Below are 19,669 nucleotides of genomic sequence, written 5' to 3' on the forward strand. Positions count from 1 at the left end.
GGCTGTTCTCGTATTTGCTGCTTCGGCTATACGGGGCGCGTGGTCGCGACCGCGCGGTCCACTTCCCAGAAGGCGCGCAAAGCGGTGATCTTTCCGTCGGCGCGAACCTTGTAGGTGAACACACCCTCGGCGTCGATGACATGGCCGGCCATGGTGGTGCGGATCAGGCCGGTGAAGGCGATTTCATTGCCGCACGCGAAGGAGTCCTCGAAGCGGAATTCGATGGATTCGGTGAGGGCGATGGCCTTGTCCCAGAACGCGCCGATGGCCTCGTGGCCGCGGTGGCCTACGCCTTCGGGGTCGAAACCCGAAGGGCCGACCGGGTCTTCGACGATGCCGTCCTCGGCGAACAGCGCGACCCAGGCGGCACGATCCTTGGCCCGGACAGCGGCCTGGGACGCCAGGCCCGCGGCGCGGGCGGAATTCTCGACTACGGTCTCGGTCATGGCGCTACCTTCGCGATGATGGGATCGGCGATGTACTTCTCGGCGAACTTGCGCATCGAGTCCTGCTTGGCTGCCAGCTCGCCGTCGAACCCGATACCGTCGGCCAGCCAGGGCACCACGATGTTGTCGGTGACGCCCGCGTCGGCCAGATCTTGATAGCCGTCGCGACCGAACTTGTCGATGCAGACGGACTGGATCTCGAACGGCTGCTCGGACCGGCCGTATTCGGCACGCAGGTCGCGCAGTGTGCCGATGGTGGTGACGAGGTCGTCGAACTTCATCATCGCCGAGGTCCAGCCGTCACCGATGCGGGCGGCCCGGCGCAATGCCGGACCGGTGTGCCCGCCGATGTAGAACGGCACCCGCTCGCTCGGCGCCGGACTCATCTGCAGCTGGTCGAAATCGAAGAACTCGCCGTGGAATTCGACCATGCCGCCGTCGAGGACGAGCTTGATGACCTCGATCATCTCGTCGACCCGCGCGCCACGGCGGGCGTAAGGAACGCCGCACCACTCGAATTCCTCAGGTGCCCAGCCGATTCCGACGCCGAAGCCGAAGCGGTTGCCCGACAAATTGGCGATCGAGCCGACCTGGCGAGCCAGCAGGAGCGGATTGCGCGAGCCGAGCTTGAGGACGTTGGTGTAGAACCGCAGCTTCGTGGTCACCGCGGCCATCGTCGCCGCGGCGATCAGCGGGTCCACCCAGGGAGTCTCCGGGCCCCAGAAGCGGCTGCCGTCCGGGGTATACGGGTAGTCGGCGGCCTGCGACTTCATATAGAACAGCGAGTCGGGCAGGCCGATGGAGGTGAACCCGCATTCCTCGGCCGTCTTGGCCAGCTCCGCGAGCTGTTCCAGTGGGCTCAGTGCGATACCGACGGTGAACTTCATGCCGGCGGCTCGCTTCCCACGACCCACATCGAGAAGTACTGGGAGCCACCGCCGTACGCATGGCCGAGTGCCTTGCGCGCGTTCGGCACCTGGTACTCGCCTGCGCGTCCCATCACCTGCTTGGCGGCTTCGGCGAATCGGATCAGGCCCGAGGCGCCGATCGGGTTGGACGAGAGAACGCCGCCCGAGGGATTCACCGGCAGGCGTCCGCCGATTTCCGTCTCGCCCTTGTCGGTGAGTTTCCAGCCGTCGCCCTCGGCGGCGAAGCCGAGGTTCTCGAGCCACATCGGCTCGAACCAGGAGAACGGCACGTAGATCTCGGCGACATCGATCTCTTCCAGGGGATCGGTGATCCCGGCCGACTTCCACAGGGCGGCGGCCGCGTCCCGGCCCGCCTGCGGATTCACCTGGTCGCGACCGGAGAAAGTCGTCGGCTCGGTGCGCATCGCGGTCGCGTGGACCCAGGCCACCTTCTTGCCTTCGGCTTCGACCACCGCCGCGGCCTCGGCATCGCCGATCACCACCGCGCACGCGCCGTCGGAGGACGGGCAGGTCTCATCGAAACGGATCGGGTCCCAGAGCATTTGGGATGCCAGGACCGAATCGAGGGTGATGTCGGGCTGATGCAGGTGCGCGAGCGGGTTCTTCACGCCGTTGCGTCGATCCTTCACCGCCACCATCGCGCCGATGTGCAGTGGCGCGTTCGAGCGACGGATGTAGGAGCGCACGTGCGGAGCGAAGTAGCCGCCCGCGCCCGCGCCGACCGGCATAGTGAACGGCACCGGAATCGACAACGCCCACATGGCATTCGATTCCGACTGCTTCTCCCAGGCAATGGCGAGCACGCGTTTGTGCACGCCCGCCTGCACGAGGTTTGCCGCGACGACGCCGGTGGAGCCGCCGACCGAACCGGCGGTATGCACGCGCAGCAGCGGTTTGCCCGCCGCACCGAGTGCCTCGGCGAGATACAGCTCGGGCATCATGACGCCCTCGAACATATCGGGCGCCTTGCCGACGACGACGGCGTCGATATCGGCAATCGTCAGGCCCGCATCATCGAGTGCGCGATCGATGGCCTCACGGCACATGCCGGCCATGGATACGTCCGTACGTTTTGTCACGTGATGAGTTTGGCCGGTGCCGAGCACCGCCGCGGGGAAGCTCATCGTGCCTCCGATTCGAGAACGGCGACCAGATTCTGCTGCAGCGCAGGGCCGCTGGTCGCGTGAGCGAGGGTCCGGTTGGCGGTGCCGGAGATGATGGCCTCGGCGGCACACCCGATCCGCTCCAGTCCTGCCGAGAACATCGGGTTGGCGGCGAGCGCGCCACCGGAGGTATTCACCGGCGTGCCCGCGGGCAGACCGATCGCCTCGGCCAGGATCAGCTGCTGGTGGCTGAACGGCGCGTGCAGTTCGGCGAGATCGAAGGTGGTGTTGCCGCCGGTCGCCACCGCGGCGGCCCTGGTGGTGGAGGGGGAGCGGGTCAGGTCGCGACCACCGAGCGCCTGGGCGTCGATGTTGTGCGCGATTCCGGTGATCCACGCCGGGCGCTCGCACAGTTCCCTGGCCCGGTCGCCGACCGCGAGCACGATCGCGGCGGCGCCGTCGGTGATCGGCGCGATGTCGTGGGCGCGCAGCGGATCGGCCACATACGGCGCGGAGAGCAAGGATTCGATGTCACCGCCGGCGACGGCGGCCATCTCCTGCTCGGTCCACCGGCCGGAATCGAGCCCGGCTCGCGCCTGCAATCCGGCGACCGAGACGGCGTCCGGCCACAGCGGCGCGACCAGATACGGGTCGAGCTGCATGGTCAGAACCTGATGCAGATTACCTGCCGAAGCCTTGCCGAAGCCGTACACGAGCGCCGTCTCGGCCTGGCCGGAACGCAGTTTCACCCACGCCTCGTAGAGGGCCCAGGCCGCGTCCATCTCCACGTGCGATTCGTTGATCGGCGGCACCGCGCCGATCGCGTCGACCGCGGAGATGAACGAAAAGGCGCGACCTGCCATGTAGTCCGAGGAGCCGGAGCACCAGAAGTCGATGTCGGTCTTGGTGATGCCGAGGGTCGCGTAGAGCTGCTGGAAGCACGGCACGAGCATCTCGACGCCATTGGTCGTGCCGAAGGTCTCCGGCACGTGCGGTGCGTGGGCGAACCCCACCACCGCGATTTCGGGAATGGTCACCGTCGCCTCTCTAGAGGTGGTTCTGGAAGGACTCGTACGGTGCATCGGGCTCACCGCTCGGCTGGAAGTGGTCGATATTGGCCATCGTGTGACCCCACTCCTCACGGGGTTTCCACACCGCCTCGACCCGCATTCCCATCCGCACTTCGCTGGCCTCGCAGCCGAGCACCAGGTGCAGGAACGGAATGTCGGCGCCGTCGAGCAGGATGTAGGCGGCCACATACGGCGGCTTGATCCGCTGGCCGAGGAACGGCACGTTGACGATGCAGAAAGTGGTGACGATGCCCTTGTCCGGCAGTTCGACCAGATCGTTGGTCGGGGTGCCGTCGGTCGGATTGGCGCCACGCGGCGGGAAGTAGACCCGCCCGCCCGCCTCGGACCTGCCGCCGATGAGCTTGCCCTCGGCGAGGCCGCGCAGGTAGATGCTCTCCTGCGGGGAGGCGGTGTGCTTGTAGTTCAGGTCTACGGGAGTGGTCAGCATGGTGACCAGAGCTTCGGTGTCTTCGGAAGAGATCGCGGTCTGGGTGCTCTCGCCCGGCGCGAAGCAGGCGATGTCCTGGATGCGGCCGGTTCGCTCGTCGGCCCAGCGGGCACTGACCCGCATTCCGGTGCTGAGCTGGCCGGGGTCGGTAACGTCGAGGGCATGCAGCAGAGCTGTGTCGGCGCCGTCGAGCTGGATCAGCGCCCAGGCGAACGGGCGGTCGAACGGCTGGCCGGGCAACGGCTCCGACACCCACGTCCAGGACGTAACGGTGCCCGTTGCCGCGACCTCGACCAGGTCGGCGAGCGGTTCGCTGGTGAGCGGATCGTATTCGGGTGGTGGCACGAGTATCCGGCCGTCGCTGCCGCGAGCGCCGAGTATCCGGCGTTCGCGCAGTCCGGTCAGAAATGCGCCGATGATGGGTCCGACGGACCTGGTGTAGTCGAATCGCACCCGGAGGGGTGCACTCAATACTTCCACTGCGGTATTCCCCTGGGTCACGATATCGAGTAGAACAGGTTCTTATTCTGCTCGCAAGGATTCGCCGAAAGGGCGCCGATCATGAAATTCGGATTGCAACTCGGATACTGGGGCGCGCAGCCGCCTGCCAACGCCGGCGAGCTGGTGATCGCGGCCGAGGAATCGGGCTTCGACGCGGTGTTCGCGGCTGAGTCCTGGGGCTCGGACGCCTTCACTCCGCTGGCCTGGTGGGGGTCGTCCACCGAGCGGGTGCGCCTCGGTACGTCGGTGGCGCAGATGTCGGCCCGCACTCCCGCGGCGGCCGCGATGCACGCGCTCACGCTCGATCACCTCAGCGGCGGCCGAGCCATCCTCGGCCTCGGCGTCTCCGGTCCGCAGGTGGTGGAGGGCTGGTACGGGCAGCCGTTCGCCCAGCCGTTGCGGCGCACGCGTGAGTACGTCGACATCGTGCGCAAGGTGCTGGCCCGCGAGGCGCCGGTGACGTCGGAGGGCAAGCACTACGGCCTCCCGTACGGGGGTCCAGGCGCCACCGGGCTCGGCAAACCGCTCAAGCCGATCGTGCACCCGCTGCGCGCTGATCTGCCCATCTGGCTGGGCGCGGAGGGCCCGAAGAACGTCGCCCAGACCGCCGAGATCGCCGATGGCTGGTTGGCGATCTACTACGCCCCGCGCCTGGCCGGCATGTACAACGAGTGGCTCGACGAGGGCTTCGCGCGCGCCGGGGCTCGCCGTTCGCGGGCCGATTTCGAGATCGCGGCGAGCGCGCAGGTGGTGATCACCGACGATCCGGCGGGCGAGATCGAGCGGATGCGCTGGGTGAGCGCGCTCTACATCGGCGGCATGGGCGCTCCCGAGCTGAACTTCCACGCCCAGGTGTACAAGCGGATGGGCTACGGCGCCGAGGTCGACGAGATCTCCGCGCTGTTCCAGGCGGGACGCAAGGCCGAGGCCGCCGCGGCGGTGCCCGACGAGCTGATCACCGACACCGCGATCTTCGGCGACGAGGCCCATGTGCGCACCCGGCTGAAGGAATGGGAGGACGCGGGCGTGACGATGATGCTCGTCTCGGTGTCGGATGCCGAACAAATGCGTCGGCTCCAACCCCTTGTCACTATGTAGAACACGTTCTAAATTCGAGGGGTGAGCCAGCAGACAACGGAAGTCCTCGGACTGTGGAATATCGCCGCGACGGATCCCGAGCGGATCGCCGTCGTCGACCCGGACGGCAGGGAGATCACCTATCGAGAATTGGCGACCCTGGCCAACCGCTACGCCAACGGGCTACGCGGCATCGGCCTGCAGACCGGTGACGTCGTGGTCAGCATGCTGCACAACGGCGTCGAGGCGATCGCCGCGTACTTCGCCGCCTACCAGGCGGGGCTGTACATCGTCGCGGTGAACTGGCATCTGACCGCGCCCGAGATCGCCTACATCCTCGGCGACAGTGACGCCGCGGCTTTCCTGGCCAGTGAGCGGTTCGCGGCCACCGCCGCCGAGGCCGCCGACCTCGCCGGGCTGCCCGAGAACGCCCGGTTCGCGGTCGGCACGGTGCCGGGCTTCCGGCCGGTGTCGTGGCTCGGTGCCGCCGACACCGACAGGCCGTCGGACCGTTCGGTCGGTGCGCCGATGCTCTACACCTCGGGAACCACGGGGCGGCCCAAGGGTGTTCGCCGCCCGCTGACCGGCGCCGACCCCGATGAGGTTCCCGCTCCGAACAAGGCCTTCTTCAGCCTCTTCGAGCTCGCGCCCTACGACGACCATGTGCACATCTGCGGCTCGCCGCTCTATCACACGGCCGTGCTGAACTTCTCGACCATCTCGATCCAGTTGGGGCACAAGCTCGTTCTGATGGACCGATGGGACGCGCAGGACATGCTCGCGCTGATCGAGCGGCACAAGGTGACGCACAGCCACATGGTGCCCACCCAGTTCCATCGCTTGCTCGCTCTCCCCGACGACGTGCGCGCCCGCTACGACGTGTCCTCGCTGCGCAGCATGGTGCACGGTGCGGCGCCGTGCCCGCCGCAGACCAAGCGGCAGATGCTCGAGTGGTGGGGACCGGTCGTCACCGAGTACTACGCGGCCACCGAGGGCGGCGGCACCGTGATCAACGGAACCGAGTGGCTGTCCAAGCCCGGCTCGGTGGGCAAGGCCTGGCCGTGGTCGGTGATCAAGGTGCTCGACGAGACCGACGGCACCGAGGTGCCCGCGGGCAAAGAGGGCATGGTCTACATGCGCATGGGCGCATCGAGCTTCGAGTACCACCACGCCAAGGAGAAGACCGAGGAGTCGCGCGTCGGTGACCTGTTCACCGTCGGCGACATCGGCTACCTCGACGAGGACGGCTACCTGTTCCTGTGTGACCGTCGCTCCGACCTGATCCTGTCCGGCGGGGTGAACATCTACCCGGCCGAGATCGAGGGCGTGCTGATGAGCCACCCGAAGATCGCCGATGTGGCGGTGCTCGGTGTGCCCGACCCGGATTGGGGTCAGCAGGTGAAGGCGTTCGTGCAGCCGGTGCCCGGCACCGAGGGCGGCGACGAACTCACCGCCGACATCCTGGAATTCGCCGCCGGTCAGCTCGCGAAGTACAAGCTGCCCCGCACGGTGGAATTCCGCGCGGAGCTGCCCCGTGATCCCAACGGAAAGCTGTACAAGCGCCGCCTGCTGTGAAAGCCGTTCTCGCTCAGACGGGCTCGCGCCATTTCGGCTCGAGCCCGAAGAGCGGGAACAGGCGCTGGGTGTCGAGGAAGAAGTTGAGGCCGGCGATGGTGTCGCCCTCGAGTTCGAGCACCGTGATCGACCACGGCACCCAGACGCCGGGCTCCTCGCTCGGCTTGTAATGGCCGAAGGCGGGCGAGCCGTTGGCGCCGACCAGCGGCACCAGCCGCGAATCGCGGCAGGCGCTGCCCGTGCTGAGCATGAACGCGGCCACGTTCTCCGGGCCCGAGATCCAGAGATCGAACGGCGGCATCGACAGCGCCACATCGGCTTTGAGCAGTGTGGTGAGCGTGTCCATGTCGTAGGCCTCGAACGCCTTGACGAAATCGTCGACCAGTTTGCGCTGACCGGGATCGGTCTCGTCGAAACTGTCGGTCACGGTGGGCTGCACCTTCGACATGGTGGCCCTGGCCCGCTGCAGCGCGCTGTTCACCGACGCGGGCGACATCATCAGCGCCTCCGCGGTCTCACCCGCGGAGAAACGCAGCACCTCGCGCATGATCAGGATCGCGCGCTGGGTGGCGGGCAGGTGCTGGCAGGCCGCGACGAAGGCCAGGCGCAGGGTGTCTCTGGTGGAGGCGTGGTCGGCCGGGTCGGCGCCGAAGGCGAGCGCGTTCGGAATCGGCTCGATCCACACGTAATCGGGCTGCGGCATGGGCAGCGGTGAATCCGGGCGACCCGGCCCGTTGAGATCCATCGGTCTGGCGCGGCTCTGTGGACGGTCGAGCATGTCCAGACAGATATTGGTGGCGATCTTGTACAGCCACGAGCGCAGACTCGCGCGGCCCTCGAAGGAATCGTAGGAGCGCCAGGCTCGGGTGAAGGTTTCCTGCACCGCGTCCTCGGCCTCGAACGAGGAGCCGAGCATGCGGTAGGCATACGCGCACAACTCGCGCCGATGCGTCTCGAACTCGGCGAGTAGAGCGGGATCGGGGCCGGTGGTGGCGGTTGTGGCGTCGCTCATAGTTTCACGATGCCACAGGGGTCCGACAGTCGACAGGGCCGAAAACGGACTATCGCGATTTCGCGAACTTCGCGCGGATGCGATGAATCCGGGTTCGCCGTCGCGTCTACATATTCGAGACCGCAACGACGCCACGAAAGGCTGATCCCATGAGCAACAAGATGATCTTCATCAACCTGCCCGTCGCCGACCTCGACCGCTCGAAGAGCTTCTACGAGGCGCTGGGCTGGAAGGTCAACGAGGATTTCACCGATCAGAACGCGTCGTGCATCGTGATCGACGACAACATCTGCCTGATGCTGCTGACAAAGCCGTTCTTCTCGACCTTCAGCACACGTCCGATCGCCGACACCATCAATACCGCCGCCGCTGGGTACGCGCTGTCGCTGGCCAGTGCCGAGGAGGTCGACGTGTTGACCGACGCCGCTGTCGCGGCGGGCGCCACTGAGGAGACCAACGAGGACAAGCGGGCGCAGGAGGCAGAGGTCGGCATGCACGGCCGCACGTTCATCGATCCGGATGGGCACCAGTGGGAGCCGTTCTACATGGACTACCCGGGGGCATAAGCCCCTGTGCCCACAGGGCGCCCGGCACAGTGCCCGGCGCCCTGCGGCGTGTCAGGAGCCGGTGAAGTTTGGCTTGCGCTTCTCGGCGAAGGCTCGCGGCCCTTCCTTGGCGTCGGCTGATCTGAACACCTCGATGCCGATCTTCGCCTCGATGGGAAACGCCTCGTTCTCCGGCATGGCCTCGGTTTCGCGCAGGGTGCGCAGCATCGCCTGGACGGCGAGCGGGCCGTTGTCGGCGATCTGGCCTGCCAGCGCCATGGCCTTGTCGAGGGCGGTTCCGTCGGGGACCACATGGCCGATCAGGCCGATCTCCTTGGCCTCGGCAGCGGTGATATGCCGACCGGTCAGCAGCAGGTCAGCGGCCACCGTGTACGGGATCTGCCGGGCCAGCCGCACCGCGGAACCACCCAGCGGAAACAGGCCCCAGCGGGCCTCGGAGACGCCGAACTTGGCGCTTTCCCCGGCCACGCGCAGGTCGGTGCCCTGCAGGATCTCGGTGCCACCGGCAATGGCAGGGCCCTCGACTGCCGCGATCAGCGGCTTGGCCAGTCGCCGCCCCTTCAGCAGTGCGGGGAGGTAGGCCGGGTCCCAGCTGCCGTTGGAGGCGGTGTCCCCCGGATGCTGCGAGCTCATCGCCTTCAGATCCATCCCCGCGCAGAAGGCCCCGCCCGCACCGGTGAGGATCGCGACGCGGATGTCGGGATCGCTGTCCACCTGGTCCCAGGCATCGCGCATGATCGCCATCATCTCGCCGGAGAGGGCGTTGCGCGCCTCGGGGCGGTTCATGGTGACGATGAGGACATGGTCGCGTTTCTCGACCAGGCAGTCGGCCATTTTCGTACTCCTGACAAGTTGAGTCTTGTCAGAAACAGTAACACGTTCTATTTTTGTCCTTGTGAGCTACAACATAGCCGATCTCGTCGAACATGCCGTCGACTTGATGCCCGACCGGATCGTGCTGGTCGGCGAGCATCGAGAGTCGACCTACGCCGAACTAGAGGAGCGGGCCAACAAGCTGGCCCACTACCTGCTGGAACAGGGTGTGCGTCCCGGCGACAAAGTCGGAATCTATTCCAGGAACACCGTCGAGGCCGTCGAAGCGATGGTGGCCATCTTCAAGGCGCGGGCGGTGATGATCAACGTCAACTTCCGCTATGTCGAGAACGAGTTACTGCACATCTTCGACAACTCCGACATGGTGGCGCTGATCCACGAGCGCCGCTACACCGACAAGGTGGCGGCGGTGCGGGACAAGGTGCCCGCCCTGAAGACGGTGATCGTCGTCGACGACGGCACCGACGGCCCCACCGGCGCGGACACCGTGGAGTACGAAGCGGTGTTGGCCGATTCGTCGGGTGAACGTGACTTCGAGGAGCGCTCGCCCGACGACATCTACATGCTCTACACCGGCGGCACCACGGGCCTGCCCAAGGGCGTGATGTGGCGGCACGAGGATGTCTGGCGGGTGCTCGGCGCGGGCATCAACTTCGTCACCGGCGAGTACACCAAGGACGAATGGGAGCTGGCCAAGATCGGCGCGGAGAACCCGCAGATGGTGCGCTTCCCGATCCCGCCGATGATCCACGGCGGCTCGCAGTGGGCCACCTTCCACAGCCTGTTCGGCGGCGGCAAGGCCGTGATGATCCCCGAGTTCAGCGGGCACGGTGTCTGGCAGGCCGTCGACAAGCACGGCATCAACCTGATCTTCATCACCGGTGACGCGATGGCCCGCCCGATGCTCGACGCCCTCGCCGAAGGCAACCCGGAAACCGGTGAGCCCTACGATCTTTCGACCCTGTACGTGCTGGCCAGCAGCGCGGCGCTGTTCTCGCCCACGCTCAAGGACAAGTTCCTCGAGGTGCTGCCCAACCGGATGATCTCCGACTCCATCGGCTCCTCGGAGACCGGCTTCGGCGGGCTCTCCCTGGTCGCCAAGGGCGCCACCCACACCGGTGGCCCTCGGGTGAAGATCGACGCGGCCACCCAGGTACTCGACGAAGAAGGCAATCCGGTGGAACCGGGTTCCGGTGTCGTCGGCCTGCTGGCGCGCAGCGGGCACATCCCGCTCGGCTACTACAAGGACGAGGTCAAGTCGGCCGCGACGTTCAAGGAGTTCAACGGGGTCCGCTTCGCGATCCCCGGTGACTACGCGCGCGTCGAGGAGGACGGCTCGGTCACCATGCTCGGCCGCGGTTCGGTGAGCATCAACAGTGGTGGCGAGAAGATCTACCCCGAAGAGGTGGAGGGCGCCCTCAAGGCGCACCCCGAGATCTTCGACGCGCTGGTGGTGGGCGTGGAGGACGAACGCTGGGGCCAGCGGGTCTGCGCGGTCGTGCAGTGTCGCGGCGAGAACCGCCCCTCCCTGGCCGATCTGAAGCCGATCCTCGCCCAGGAGATCGCGTCCTACAAGCAGCCACGCAGCCTGTGGTTCGTCGACGAGATCAAGCGTTCGCCCGCGGGCAAGCCGGACTACCGGTGGGCCAAGTCGCAGACCGATGAGCGGCCTGCCGACGAGCACGCGGAGGCAGGCTCGGCCTGAGGCGGCCGGTAGATCGCTGTGTCAAGCCTGGCCGTCGGTGCGTATTCGCACCGGCGGCCAGGCTCGCGAATGCTGTCGTTGTCGCGTGGAATGTCGCTTCGGTCACAATGGCCTAGACCTCGACGTTGGTTGAGGGCGCAGGCTGTGGTCACCAACCGAGACGCGGAGGAAGCCATGCGACCGACCCTGAACGACCCGACCGCCGACCCGACCACGCAGGCCGTGGCCGCCGAACTCGCCGGCGAATTGCAGCGGGCTCTCGAGACTGGCGACGCCGATCTCTACGACAACTCGTTCGCTGCGGATGTGTTGTGGGGCACCCCTTTCGGTGCCCTGGTCATCGGTCACAGCCAGATCAATGCCATCCATCGCGGCATGATGCAGCCGGCGAATTCACCCGCACCGGCCTCCCGTTTCGAGGTCGTGGTTGCCACCAGTCCGGCTCCGGGGTTGATCGTCACCCAGATCCGCAGGCAAGCCCTCGATCCCGGTGGCTTCTCCGAGGTCGCACTGTATGTACTGGTGGAACGCGAGGGGAAATGGTGGCTGTCCGCAGCGCAGAACACGCCGGTCGACGAATCGAAATCGGCGTTGAAACGCGCGAACTCCGAGTCCGCCTCCTGATCCGCCCGGTTTCCTGATCGGCCTGCACCCTCGCGAGCGGTTGGCCATCGCTTACTCGGTTCGTCGCCCCGTTCGGCAGGTTCGCCGGCGGGGCGACGTGCGTGGGGCCGTCATTGGTTGCCGAGTTCGGACAGCTGGTAGGCCAGTTTGCCGCGTACCGCGGGGATGCGGGTGAGGAGGCGGAAGGCGGTGTTGCGTGCGGTGCGTGCGGGGGTGGACTGCAGGGTTGCCATTCTGGTCATGCGGTCGGTGAAGGCTACGACTTCGAGGGCGATCGGCCTGCGGATGGATTCGTAGGTGTCGAGAATCGAATCCGGTTCGCCTGCGGCGACTTTCGCCAGGAGGGTGCCGAGTAGGGCGGCGTCCTGGATGCCGGTGTTCATGCCCTGGCCGCCTGCCGGGCTGTGGACGTGGGCGGCGTCGCCCGCGAGGAGGGCTCGGCCCGCGCGGTAGTGGTCGGCTACGCGGTGGTGGACGCGGAAGCGGGAGCTCCACAGGACCTCGTCCACATGGATCTCGCCTGCGGGGCCCCGGGTGTCGAGCAGTGACTGGATGTCGTCGAGGGTGGGGTGTTCCGGCGCCTGGTCGACGGTGGCGACGACCCGGTAGCGGTTGTGCGCGTCGTCGGGGAGCGGGGCGACCACGGTGACGCCTTCGGGGAACAGGTGCAGCGACACCTCCGAGCGCGGCGTCGGCCAGCTCATCCGGACGTCGGCCAGGATGAAGGAGGCCGGGTAGGTGTCGCCGGTGAACCCGATGCCCGCCTGCTCGCGCACGACACTGTGCATGCCGTCGGCGCCGATCACATAGTCGGCCTCGATCTCGCCTCGCTGGTCGTCCTCGTCGACGTATTCGACAGTGACGCTGCCGTTCTCATCGGTGACTCGGGTGACGGTGAGCGGCCGGTGCACCGCGCCGCCCAGCTCGTGCAGCCGGTCCAGGAGCACCTGCTCGGTGACATCCTGCGGCACCATCAGCGTGTACGGGAACTCGGTGGGGAGATCGCCGAATTCGATCGTGGCCAACGTCTTCGCGCCGTCGTGCAGCTTGAAGGTCGGCACCTCGATTCCACGTTCGACGAGTGCGCTCGCGATGCCGAGTCCGTCGAGCACCTCGAGGGTCCTGGCATGCACCACCGCGGCCCGAGAAGTGTTGGCGCCCTCGCCGAGTCGATCGATGAGTACATGGTCGACGCCGGCTTCGGCGAGCACGATCGCGGCGGTGAGCCCGGCGGGACCCGCGCCGACGATGACGACGGCGGTGGCTTCGGGCAGTGAGGTGGCGGGCATTTCGACTCCTGGTCAACGCTTGTTTGCCAACGCTTGTAGGCATAACGGTAAACCCGCTCGCGAATGAAAGTCAACAGTTGTTGGCCTACAATCGTTGACATGCCTGACCAGGATATTCCCGCCCGGCGTTCCGACGCGACGAAGGCCGCCATCCTCGAGGCCGCCCGTGCCCGCTTCGCCGTCGACGGCTATGTCAAGGCCACCATCCGCGCGATCGCCGCCGACGCCGAGATAGACCCCTCGATGGTGATGCGCTATTTCGGCAGCAAAGACGGACTCTTCGCCGCCGCTGCCCAGATCGACCTGGACCTCCCCGACCTGAGTGCCGCCGACCCGAACGTCATGGGCGAGTTGATGATCCGCCGCTTCCTCGAGATCTGGGAGGGCAACGACAACACCGTTCTGCTGATCCTGCTCCGCTCCTCGATCACCGACGAGGCGGTAGCGGCCCGCTTCCGAGAGATCTTCGCCGACCAGGTCCTGCCCGCCGTCCTCCGCTTCGGCACCCCAACCGACGCCCCCCGGCGAGCCGCCCTGATCGTCACCCAACTCCTCGGCTTGGCTCTGTGTCGCTATGTTCTGCAATTACCGCCGGTAGTCGCGCTGACTTCGCAACAGATCGTTGCCGACATCGCCCCCACTTTGCAGCGGTACCTGACCTCGGATGCCGACAGCGAGTGATCATTCTTCGCTGAGGCGGCCGAGGTCAGGTACCGGTGTCGGACAGCGAAGGCCTTAGACAGAGCGCTCACTCGGTCGTCGGCGACTTCATTTGTGTCAGCGGACCGGGCGGGGTCATCGGGCTGTTGACTGTTCAACGATGACGTCGAGGCGGTCATAGCGAAAACGTACCAACGCAGGCAGGCCCGCGCGGATTCGTCCGTGCGGGCCTGCCTGAGGCGGAAGCTAGTTCGCCAGTTCCGCGCCGAGGGCGAGGAGGTGGGGGGTTGCGCCGCCGAGGGCGAATTCGTTGTGCTTGGCGGCGGTGAAGTAGTTGTGGGTGATGTGGTCGCGGTCGATGCCGAGGCCGCCGTGGATGTGGACGACGGTGTGGGCGACCTTGTGGCCGGCCTCGGCTGCCCAGAACTTGGCGATGTGGATGGCCTCGGCGGCGGGGAGGTCCTCCGAGAGGCGCCAGGCGCCCTGGGTGACCGTGAGACGCAGGCCGCCGATGTCGATGTAGGCGTCGGACAGGCGCTGGGCGACCGACTGGAACGAGCCGATCGGCTTGCCGAACTGTTCGCGGGTGCGGGTGTGCTCGGCGGTCAGCTCGAGCGCGCGCTCCAGGGTGCCGAGTTGCAGGGCCGACAGCCCGAGCCAGGCGTATTCGCGCAGCCAGGTGAGGATGTCGGCACCGGCCTCGATGGTGCCGAGCAGTTCGGCCGGAGTGGCGGCGAGCTCGACGGCGAACTCGGGGCTCAGGTCGACGACCTGCTGGGCGGTGCGGGTGACCGACGCGTGCTCCGGATCGACCACGTAGACACCGACACCGTTGGAGGTGATGGCGGGCACCAGGATTCGTTCGGCGCGGTCGGCGTAGGCGACGGTGGTCGCGGTGCCGGTCAGCGTCCACCCGGCACCGGCGGCCTCGGCGACGATCCCCGGTGCGTCGGTGGTGGCGCGCAGTTGCTCGGCGAGCGCCGCGGTCAGCACGATCTCGCCCGCGCCTGCCCGCGCGGCCAGCTGCTGCTGATCGGCATTGCCGAACTTCGCCAGCGCGCCCGCGCCGAGGACGATCGACCACAGGTAGGGCACCGCGGCGACGACGCGGCCGAGTTCACGCAGGATCGCGGTCTGCTCGAGCATGCCGAAATCACTGCCGCCCAGTGCTTCCGGCAGCGCGGCGGCCAGCACGCCGGTCTCGGCGAGCGACTTCCAGAGCTGCTCGTCGAAGCGGGCGGCGGTGTCGAGTTCACGCAGCCGATCGGCGGTGACGAGCTTGGCGCAGACCTCGCCGGTCAGCCGGGCGAGATCGGTCTGGGCTTCGGTAGGAGTGAAATCCATGGGAGATACCGGCTTTCGGGATCAGCGGGCGGATGCGGGCTGGCGCAGGGCGGTCATGGCGATGATGTCGCGCTGCACCTCGTTGGTGCCGCCGCCGAAGGTGAGAATGAGTGCGGCGCGGTGCATCCGCTCGAGCCGGCCGAGCAGGGCGGCGCCGGGGGAGTCCTGGCGCAGGTAGGCGTGGGGGCCGACGACTTCCATCAGCAGGCGGTAGGTCTCGGTCGCCAGCTCGGTGCCGTAGACCTTGCACGCGGACGCGTCCCACGGTTTCGGCGCCGCTTCGCCGCCCAGGTCGGCGCGGCTGGCGATCTCCCAGTTCAGCAGCTTGAGGTATTCGACCTTGGCGTGCACCCTGGCCAGGTTGAGCCGGGCCCATTCCTGGTCGATCACGCGCCTGCCGTCGGACAGGGTGGTTTCCTTGGCCCACTCGACGGTCTGCGCGACCGCGAGGCTCAGCGGACCCGCCGAGGTGAGGGCCACGCGCTCGTGATTGAGCTGGTTGGTGATCAGCGACCAGCCGCCGTTCTCTGGACCGACCACCGACGAGACGGGCACCCGCACGTCCTGGTAGTAGGTGGCGCTGGTGTCGGGGCCTGCCATCGTGTGCACCGGCGTCCAGGAGAACCCGTCGACGTCGGTCGGCACGATGAGCATCGTGATGCCCTTGTGCTTCTTGGCCGTCGGATCGGTGCGCACGGCGAGCCAGATGTAGTCGGCGTAGGCGATGAGGCTGGTCCACATCTTCTGGCCGTTGACCACGAAGTCGTCGCCGTCGCGCACCGCGGCGGTCCGCAGCGAGGCCAGGTCGGTGCCTGCGCCCGGTTCGGAGTAGCCGATGGCGAAGTGCAGCTCGCCCGAGGCGATCTTGGGCAGGAAGAATTTCTTCTGCTCCTCGGTGCCGTACTGCATGATGGTCGGCGCGACCGAGTTGAGCGTGAGGAACGGGACGGGCGCGCCCGCGATGGCCGCCTCCTCGACGAAGATCAGCTGATCCATCGTGGTGCGGTCCTGGCCGCCGTACTCCTTGGGCCAGCTCAGCGTGAGCCAGCCGTCGCGGCCCATCTCGCGCACGACCTCGCGGTAGACGTTGCCGGAGCCGTATTCGCCGGTGGTCATGCTCAGCGCCGCGCGACGTTCCGGTGTCATCAGCTTCGCGAAATATTCGCGCAGCTCGGCGCGCAATTCTTCCTGCTGCGGCGTATACGCGACGCGCATGCTTCCTACCTCGGTGTCGAGCTGAAAGGGCGGGTGGCGGGGCGCAGGGGGTGAGCCCCGCCGAAACCGATCATTGCATATGAACTGGAACATGTTCCAGTATTGATGGTGATTCGGCGCCTGTTCCGCTCCGTGGACCGGGGTGTCTGAGTTAGTGTCGCCAAGACCGCGTGGAAGGAAGTTCTCATGAAGATCATCGTCGATTTCGACCGGTGCGAAGCGAATGGCGTCTGTGTCGGAATCGCCCCTGACATGTTCGAACTTGATGACGACGACATGTTGACCGTCGCCGAGGGCGATGTCGCGCCCGATCGTCTCGCCGATGCCGAGGAGGCGGTGGCGCAGTGCCCCAAGGCCGCGCTGAGGTTGGCGTGATCGCCACTTGTCGGATGGTGGAACACGTTCTAGAGTCGGCCGAATGAGTGTGACGCAGATTTCATTGGAGGGCCGGGTCGCCATCGTGACCGGTGCGGGCGCGGGGCTCGGCAGGGCCGAAGCTCTCGCGCTGGCGTCGGCCGGTGCGGCGGTGGTCGTCAATGACCTGACCGAGGATGCGGCGGCCGAGACCATCGCCGCCATTCGCGAGCTCGGTGGCAAGGCGGAATTCGTCGGCGGCTCCATCGCCGAGCGCTCGACGGCCGACGCGCTCGTCTCGACCGCGCAGGAATCGCTGGGCGGGCTCGACATCGTCGTCAACAACGCGGGCATCACCCGTGACCGCATGCTGTTCAACATGTCCGACGAGGACTGGGACGCGGTGATCGCGGTACACCTGCGCGGACACTTCCTGCTCACCCGCAACGCGGCCGCCTACTGGCGCGCGGCGTCCAAGGCGGCGGGCGCGCCGGTCTACGGCCGACTGGTCAACACCTCCTCGGAGGCGGGCCTGCTCGGACCGGAAGGCCAGGCGAACTACGGTGCGGCCAAGGCGGGCATCACCGCCCTCACGCTGACCGCGTCTCGCGTCCTGTCCAGGTACGGCGTGCGCGCCAACGCGATCTGCCCCCGGGCCAGGACTGCGATGACCGAGGCGGTCTTCGCGGACGCGCCCGACGGCGCGGTCGACCCGCTGGCGCCTGAGCACGTGGCCAAGCTCGTGGCCTACCTTTCCTCGCCCGCCGCCGACGCGGTGAACGGCCAGGTGTTCGTCGTCTACGGACCGATGGTGGCGCTGATGGCGGCACCGACGGTCGAGCAGCGCTTCGATGCCGAGGGCGCCGAATGGTCCGAGGCCGACCTCGCCGCCACCCTCGGTGGCTACTTCGCAGAGCGCCCCGCCGAGCACACGTTTTCGGCGCGCGACCTCCGCGATCTGGGCTGAAACGCCCGGTTGGCGGTTTGCCCGATGTTGGCCCGCCACACACCCCGTCCGTTTTGTCACGCCTGTCGTGTTGATCACCGGTCCAGGTATTGGTAGACATGACCGTCGGAGTGTGTGACGGCTCACAGGAGGTTCGCGGTTTTTAATAAGTATCCGTTTCAGTTTTAACGGCGATTTACGGCAAAAAGTCCTGTTCTGAGTCTACGAAAATGGCAGACATTAGCAGGAACATGTTCTAGTCTTTGGACAGTCTTCAGATCGGGGTGGCGGTGAAGTACGGGTACGCGGACAAATCAGTCCGCCCGTCGATTGAGGAGGATTCGGTATGACAAACCTCCTTGCTGTCCCGTTGCGGGCGGTCGGCGGATTCTTCGAACTCGGCGCGGAAGTGGCACGCGCCACCGTCCGCAAGCCGTTCCAATGGCGCGAATTCATCGACCAGGCCTGGTTCGTGGCTCGCGTCTCCATCGTGCCGACTCTGCTTGTGGCCATTCCGTTTACGGTGCTGGTGGTTTTCACCCTCAACATCCTGCTGCGCGAAATCGGCGCCGCCGACCTCAGCGGTGCGGCCGCCGCGTTCGGTGCCGTCACTCAGGTCGGCCCGATCGTCACCGTGCTGATCGTGGCAGGCGCAGGCGCCACCGCGATCTGCGCCGACCTGGGCGCACGCACGATTCGCGAAGAGATCGACGCGATGAAGGTGCTCGGCATCGACCCGGTCAGTCGACTGGTCGTGCCGCGTGTGTTCGCCTCGATGTTCGTGGCGCTGATGCTCAACAGTCTGGTGTGCACCATCGGCATCGCCGGCGGCTTCGTGTTCTCGGTCTTCCTCCAGGGCGTGAACCCCGGCGCGTTCGTCAACGGGATTCCGCTGCTGACGAATCTGTCCGAGCTGATCATCTCCGAAATCAAGGCGGGTTTGTTCGGCCTGATCGCCGGAATGGTCGCCTGTTATCTGGGACTCCAGGTCAAAGGCGGTCCGAAGAGCGTCGGTGACGCCGTGAACCAAACAGTGGTATTCGCATTCATGGCGCTGTTCGTGGTGAATGTGGTTGTCACCGCGATCGGCCTGAAATTCACGGTGCGGTGACACGATGGCATTCATAGTTCGCAGCAAGTTTCCGCGCACGGTCCGCCGTTTCGACCGGATGTCGAAATCGGTGGATTCCCTGGGCGATCAGGCCATCTTCTACGTCAAGGCGCTCGGCTCGGTGCCGCGCGCGCTGGTGCACTACCGCACCGAAACCATCCGGCTCATCGCCGAGATCAGCATGGGCAGTGGCGCCTTGGCCGTGATCGGCGGCACCGTGGTGATCGTCGGCTTCCTGACGCTCATGGCGGGCGGCACCATCGCGGTGCAGGGCTACAGCTCGCTCGGCAACATCGGCGTCGAGGCGCTGACCGGCTTCTTCGCCGCCCTCATCAACGTGCGCATCGCGGCGCCGGTGATCTCCGGCATCGGCCTGGCCGCCACTATCGGCGCAGGCGCGACCGCACAGCTGGGCGCGATGCGAGTGGCCGAGGAGATCGACGCGCTGGAATCCATGGCTATCCGGCCGATTCCGTTCCTGGTCGGCACCAGGGTGCTGGCGGGCATGATCGCGATCGTGCCGCTCTACGCACTCGCGGTGATCGCCTCGTTCATCGCCAGCCGGTTCGCGACCGTCGTGATCTACGGGCAGTCGGCAGGCGTCTACGACCACTACTTCTCGACATTCCTCATCCCGAGCGACATCCTGTGGTCGTTCGCGCAGGCGATCGTGATGGCACTGGCCGTGATGCTCATCCACACCTACTACGGCTTCCACGCCGCGGGTGGTCCGGTCGGCGTCGGTATCGCGGTGGGTAACGCGGTGCGGTCGTCGCTGATCGCGGTCGTCACTGTGACGCTGCTGATCTCGCTGGCCATCTACGGCACCTCCGGCAACTTCCACCTCTCGGGATAGCGTG

Annotated in this window: 20 protein-coding genes; 10 read left to right on the forward strand and 10 right to left on the reverse strand. The window is 66.7% G+C overall.

Annotated features, from left to right (window positions below):
• Positions 1-26: 26 nt before the first annotated feature.
• From IBJ82_RS10030 to IBJ82_RS10050, 5 genes are read right to left on the reverse strand one after another with little or no spacing between them, the layout of a single operon-like run.
• Positions 27-446 carry a nuclear transport factor 2 family protein gene (locus IBJ82_RS10030; RefSeq protein ID WP_056818869.1) on the reverse strand — a complete coding sequence of 140 codons (420 nt, stop codon included), beginning with the start codon at positions 444-446 and terminating at the stop codon, positions 27-29.
• A complete protein-coding gene (locus IBJ82_RS10035) occupies positions 443-1,333 on the reverse strand; it encodes a TIGR03619 family F420-dependent LLM class oxidoreductase (protein WP_194825653.1) in 891 nt (296 codons plus the stop codon). Before IBJ82_RS10035 ends, IBJ82_RS10030 begins: the two co-directional genes overlap by 4 nt.
• Entirely contained in the window at positions 1,330-2,499 is a 1,170-nt protein-coding gene (locus IBJ82_RS10040) for a thiolase domain-containing protein (RefSeq protein ID WP_194825654.1), read from the reverse strand. Before IBJ82_RS10040 ends, IBJ82_RS10035 begins: the two co-directional genes overlap by 4 nt.
• Complete coding sequence (locus tag IBJ82_RS10045; RefSeq protein WP_056819347.1) at positions 2,496-3,509, reverse strand: thiolase domain-containing protein; 1,014 nt, start codon at positions 3,507-3,509, stop codon at positions 2,496-2,498. Before IBJ82_RS10045 ends, IBJ82_RS10040 begins: the two co-directional genes overlap by 4 nt.
• Positions 3,510-3,525: 16 nt before the next feature.
• Positions 3,526-4,497 (reverse strand): OB-fold nucleic acid binding domain-containing protein, encoded by a 972-nt coding sequence (locus IBJ82_RS10050; protein ID WP_194825655.1) that lies wholly within the window; start codon positions 4,495-4,497, stop codon positions 3,526-3,528.
• A 60-nt stretch (positions 4,498-4,557) separates the two neighbouring features.
• On the opposite strand from IBJ82_RS10050, the gene IBJ82_RS10055 reads away from it, so the two are divergent.
• Both IBJ82_RS10055 and IBJ82_RS10060 read left to right on the forward strand, forming a co-directional pair.
• Positions 4,558-5,595 carry an LLM class F420-dependent oxidoreductase gene (locus IBJ82_RS10055; protein ID WP_194825656.1) on the forward strand — a complete coding sequence of 346 codons (1,038 nt, stop codon included), beginning with the start codon at positions 4,558-4,560 and terminating at the stop codon, positions 5,593-5,595.
• Between the two features lie 21 nt (positions 5,596-5,616).
• Positions 5,617-7,149: an acyl-CoA synthetase gene (locus tag IBJ82_RS10060; protein ID WP_194825657.1), complete on the forward strand. Its 1,533-nt coding sequence runs from the start codon at positions 5,617-5,619 to the stop codon at positions 7,147-7,149.
• 13 nt (positions 7,150-7,162) lie between these two features.
• Here IBJ82_RS10060 and IBJ82_RS10065 read toward each other — a convergent pair whose 3' ends face one another.
• Entirely contained in the window at positions 7,163-8,161 is a 999-nt protein-coding gene (locus tag IBJ82_RS10065) for a sigma-70 family RNA polymerase sigma factor (RefSeq protein WP_194825658.1), read from the reverse strand.
• A 149-nt stretch (positions 8,162-8,310) separates the two neighbouring features.
• On the opposite strand from IBJ82_RS10065, the gene IBJ82_RS10070 reads away from it, so the two are divergent.
• On the forward strand, positions 8,311-8,727 hold the full coding sequence (locus IBJ82_RS10070) for a VOC family protein (protein WP_194825659.1): 417 nt from the start codon (positions 8,311-8,313) through the stop codon (positions 8,725-8,727).
• Between the two features lie 51 nt (positions 8,728-8,778).
• Here the strand turns inward: IBJ82_RS10070 and IBJ82_RS10075 are convergent, their stop codons facing one another.
• The gene (locus tag IBJ82_RS10075) at positions 8,779-9,561 is read right to left on the reverse strand and encodes a crotonase/enoyl-CoA hydratase family protein (RefSeq protein WP_194825660.1); all 783 of its coding nucleotides are present in this window, start codon (positions 9,559-9,561) and stop codon (positions 8,779-8,781) included.
• 61 nt (positions 9,562-9,622) lie between these two features.
• Here IBJ82_RS10075 and IBJ82_RS10080 point away from each other — a divergent pair, with 61 nt between their 5' ends.
• Both IBJ82_RS10080 and IBJ82_RS10085 read left to right on the forward strand, forming a co-directional pair.
• Positions 9,623-11,266 carry an acyl-CoA synthetase gene (locus IBJ82_RS10080; RefSeq protein WP_194825661.1) on the forward strand — a complete coding sequence of 548 codons (1,644 nt, stop codon included), beginning with the start codon at positions 9,623-9,625 and terminating at the stop codon, positions 11,264-11,266.
• A gap of 174 nt (positions 11,267-11,440) precedes the next feature.
• The gene (locus IBJ82_RS10085) at positions 11,441-11,890 is read left to right on the forward strand and encodes a DUF4440 domain-containing protein (protein WP_194825662.1); all 450 of its coding nucleotides are present in this window, start codon (positions 11,441-11,443) and stop codon (positions 11,888-11,890) included.
• A 110-nt stretch (positions 11,891-12,000) separates the two neighbouring features.
• Here IBJ82_RS10085 and IBJ82_RS10090 read toward each other — a convergent pair whose 3' ends face one another.
• On the reverse strand, positions 12,001-13,179 hold the full coding sequence (locus IBJ82_RS10090; RefSeq protein ID WP_194825663.1) for an FAD-dependent monooxygenase: 1,179 nt from the start codon (positions 13,177-13,179) through the stop codon (positions 12,001-12,003).
• A 99-nt stretch (positions 13,180-13,278) separates the two neighbouring features.
• On the opposite strand from IBJ82_RS10090, the gene IBJ82_RS10095 reads away from it, so the two are divergent.
• The gene (locus tag IBJ82_RS10095; RefSeq protein ID WP_228536827.1) at positions 13,279-13,860 is read left to right on the forward strand and encodes a TetR/AcrR family transcriptional regulator; all 582 of its coding nucleotides are present in this window, start codon (positions 13,279-13,281) and stop codon (positions 13,858-13,860) included.
• A 225-nt stretch (positions 13,861-14,085) separates the two neighbouring features.
• Here IBJ82_RS10095 and IBJ82_RS10100 read toward each other — a convergent pair whose 3' ends face one another.
• Together IBJ82_RS10100 and IBJ82_RS10105 are read right to left on the reverse strand one after the other, a co-directional pair.
• Entirely contained in the window at positions 14,086-15,183 is a 1,098-nt protein-coding gene (locus IBJ82_RS10100; RefSeq protein WP_194825665.1) for an acyl-CoA dehydrogenase family protein, read from the reverse strand.
• 21 nt (positions 15,184-15,204) lie between these two features.
• Complete coding sequence (locus IBJ82_RS10105; protein WP_194825666.1) at positions 15,205-16,398, reverse strand: acyl-CoA dehydrogenase family protein; 1,194 nt, start codon at positions 16,396-16,398, stop codon at positions 15,205-15,207.
• A 186-nt stretch (positions 16,399-16,584) separates the two neighbouring features.
• On the opposite strand from IBJ82_RS10105, the gene IBJ82_RS10110 reads away from it, so the two are divergent.
• The 4 genes from IBJ82_RS10110 to IBJ82_RS10125 all read left to right on the forward strand — a co-directional run bounded on the left by IBJ82_RS10110 (position 16,585) and on the right by IBJ82_RS10125 (position 19,665).
• Entirely contained in the window at positions 16,585-16,773 is a 189-nt protein-coding gene (locus IBJ82_RS10110; protein WP_056819344.1) for a ferredoxin, read from the forward strand.
• A 43-nt stretch (positions 16,774-16,816) separates the two neighbouring features.
• Positions 16,817-17,719 carry a 3-oxoacyl-ACP reductase gene (locus tag IBJ82_RS10115; protein WP_194825667.1) on the forward strand — a complete coding sequence of 301 codons (903 nt, stop codon included), beginning with the start codon at positions 16,817-16,819 and terminating at the stop codon, positions 17,717-17,719.
• A gap of 325 nt (positions 17,720-18,044) precedes the next feature.
• On the forward strand, positions 18,045-18,809 hold the full coding sequence (locus IBJ82_RS10120) for an ABC transporter permease (protein WP_194825668.1): 765 nt from the start codon (positions 18,045-18,047) through the stop codon (positions 18,807-18,809).
• Between the two features lie 4 nt (positions 18,810-18,813).
• Positions 18,814-19,665 (forward strand): ABC transporter permease, encoded by an 852-nt coding sequence (locus tag IBJ82_RS10125; RefSeq protein ID WP_062982725.1) that lies wholly within the window; start codon positions 18,814-18,816, stop codon positions 19,663-19,665.
• Positions 19,666-19,669: the final 4 nt, after the last annotated feature.

This window comes from Nocardia sp. XZ_19_231, from assembly GCF_015355705.1.
GTDB classification, from domain to species: Bacteria; Actinomycetota; Actinomycetes; order Mycobacteriales; family Mycobacteriaceae; genus Nocardia; species Nocardia salmonicida.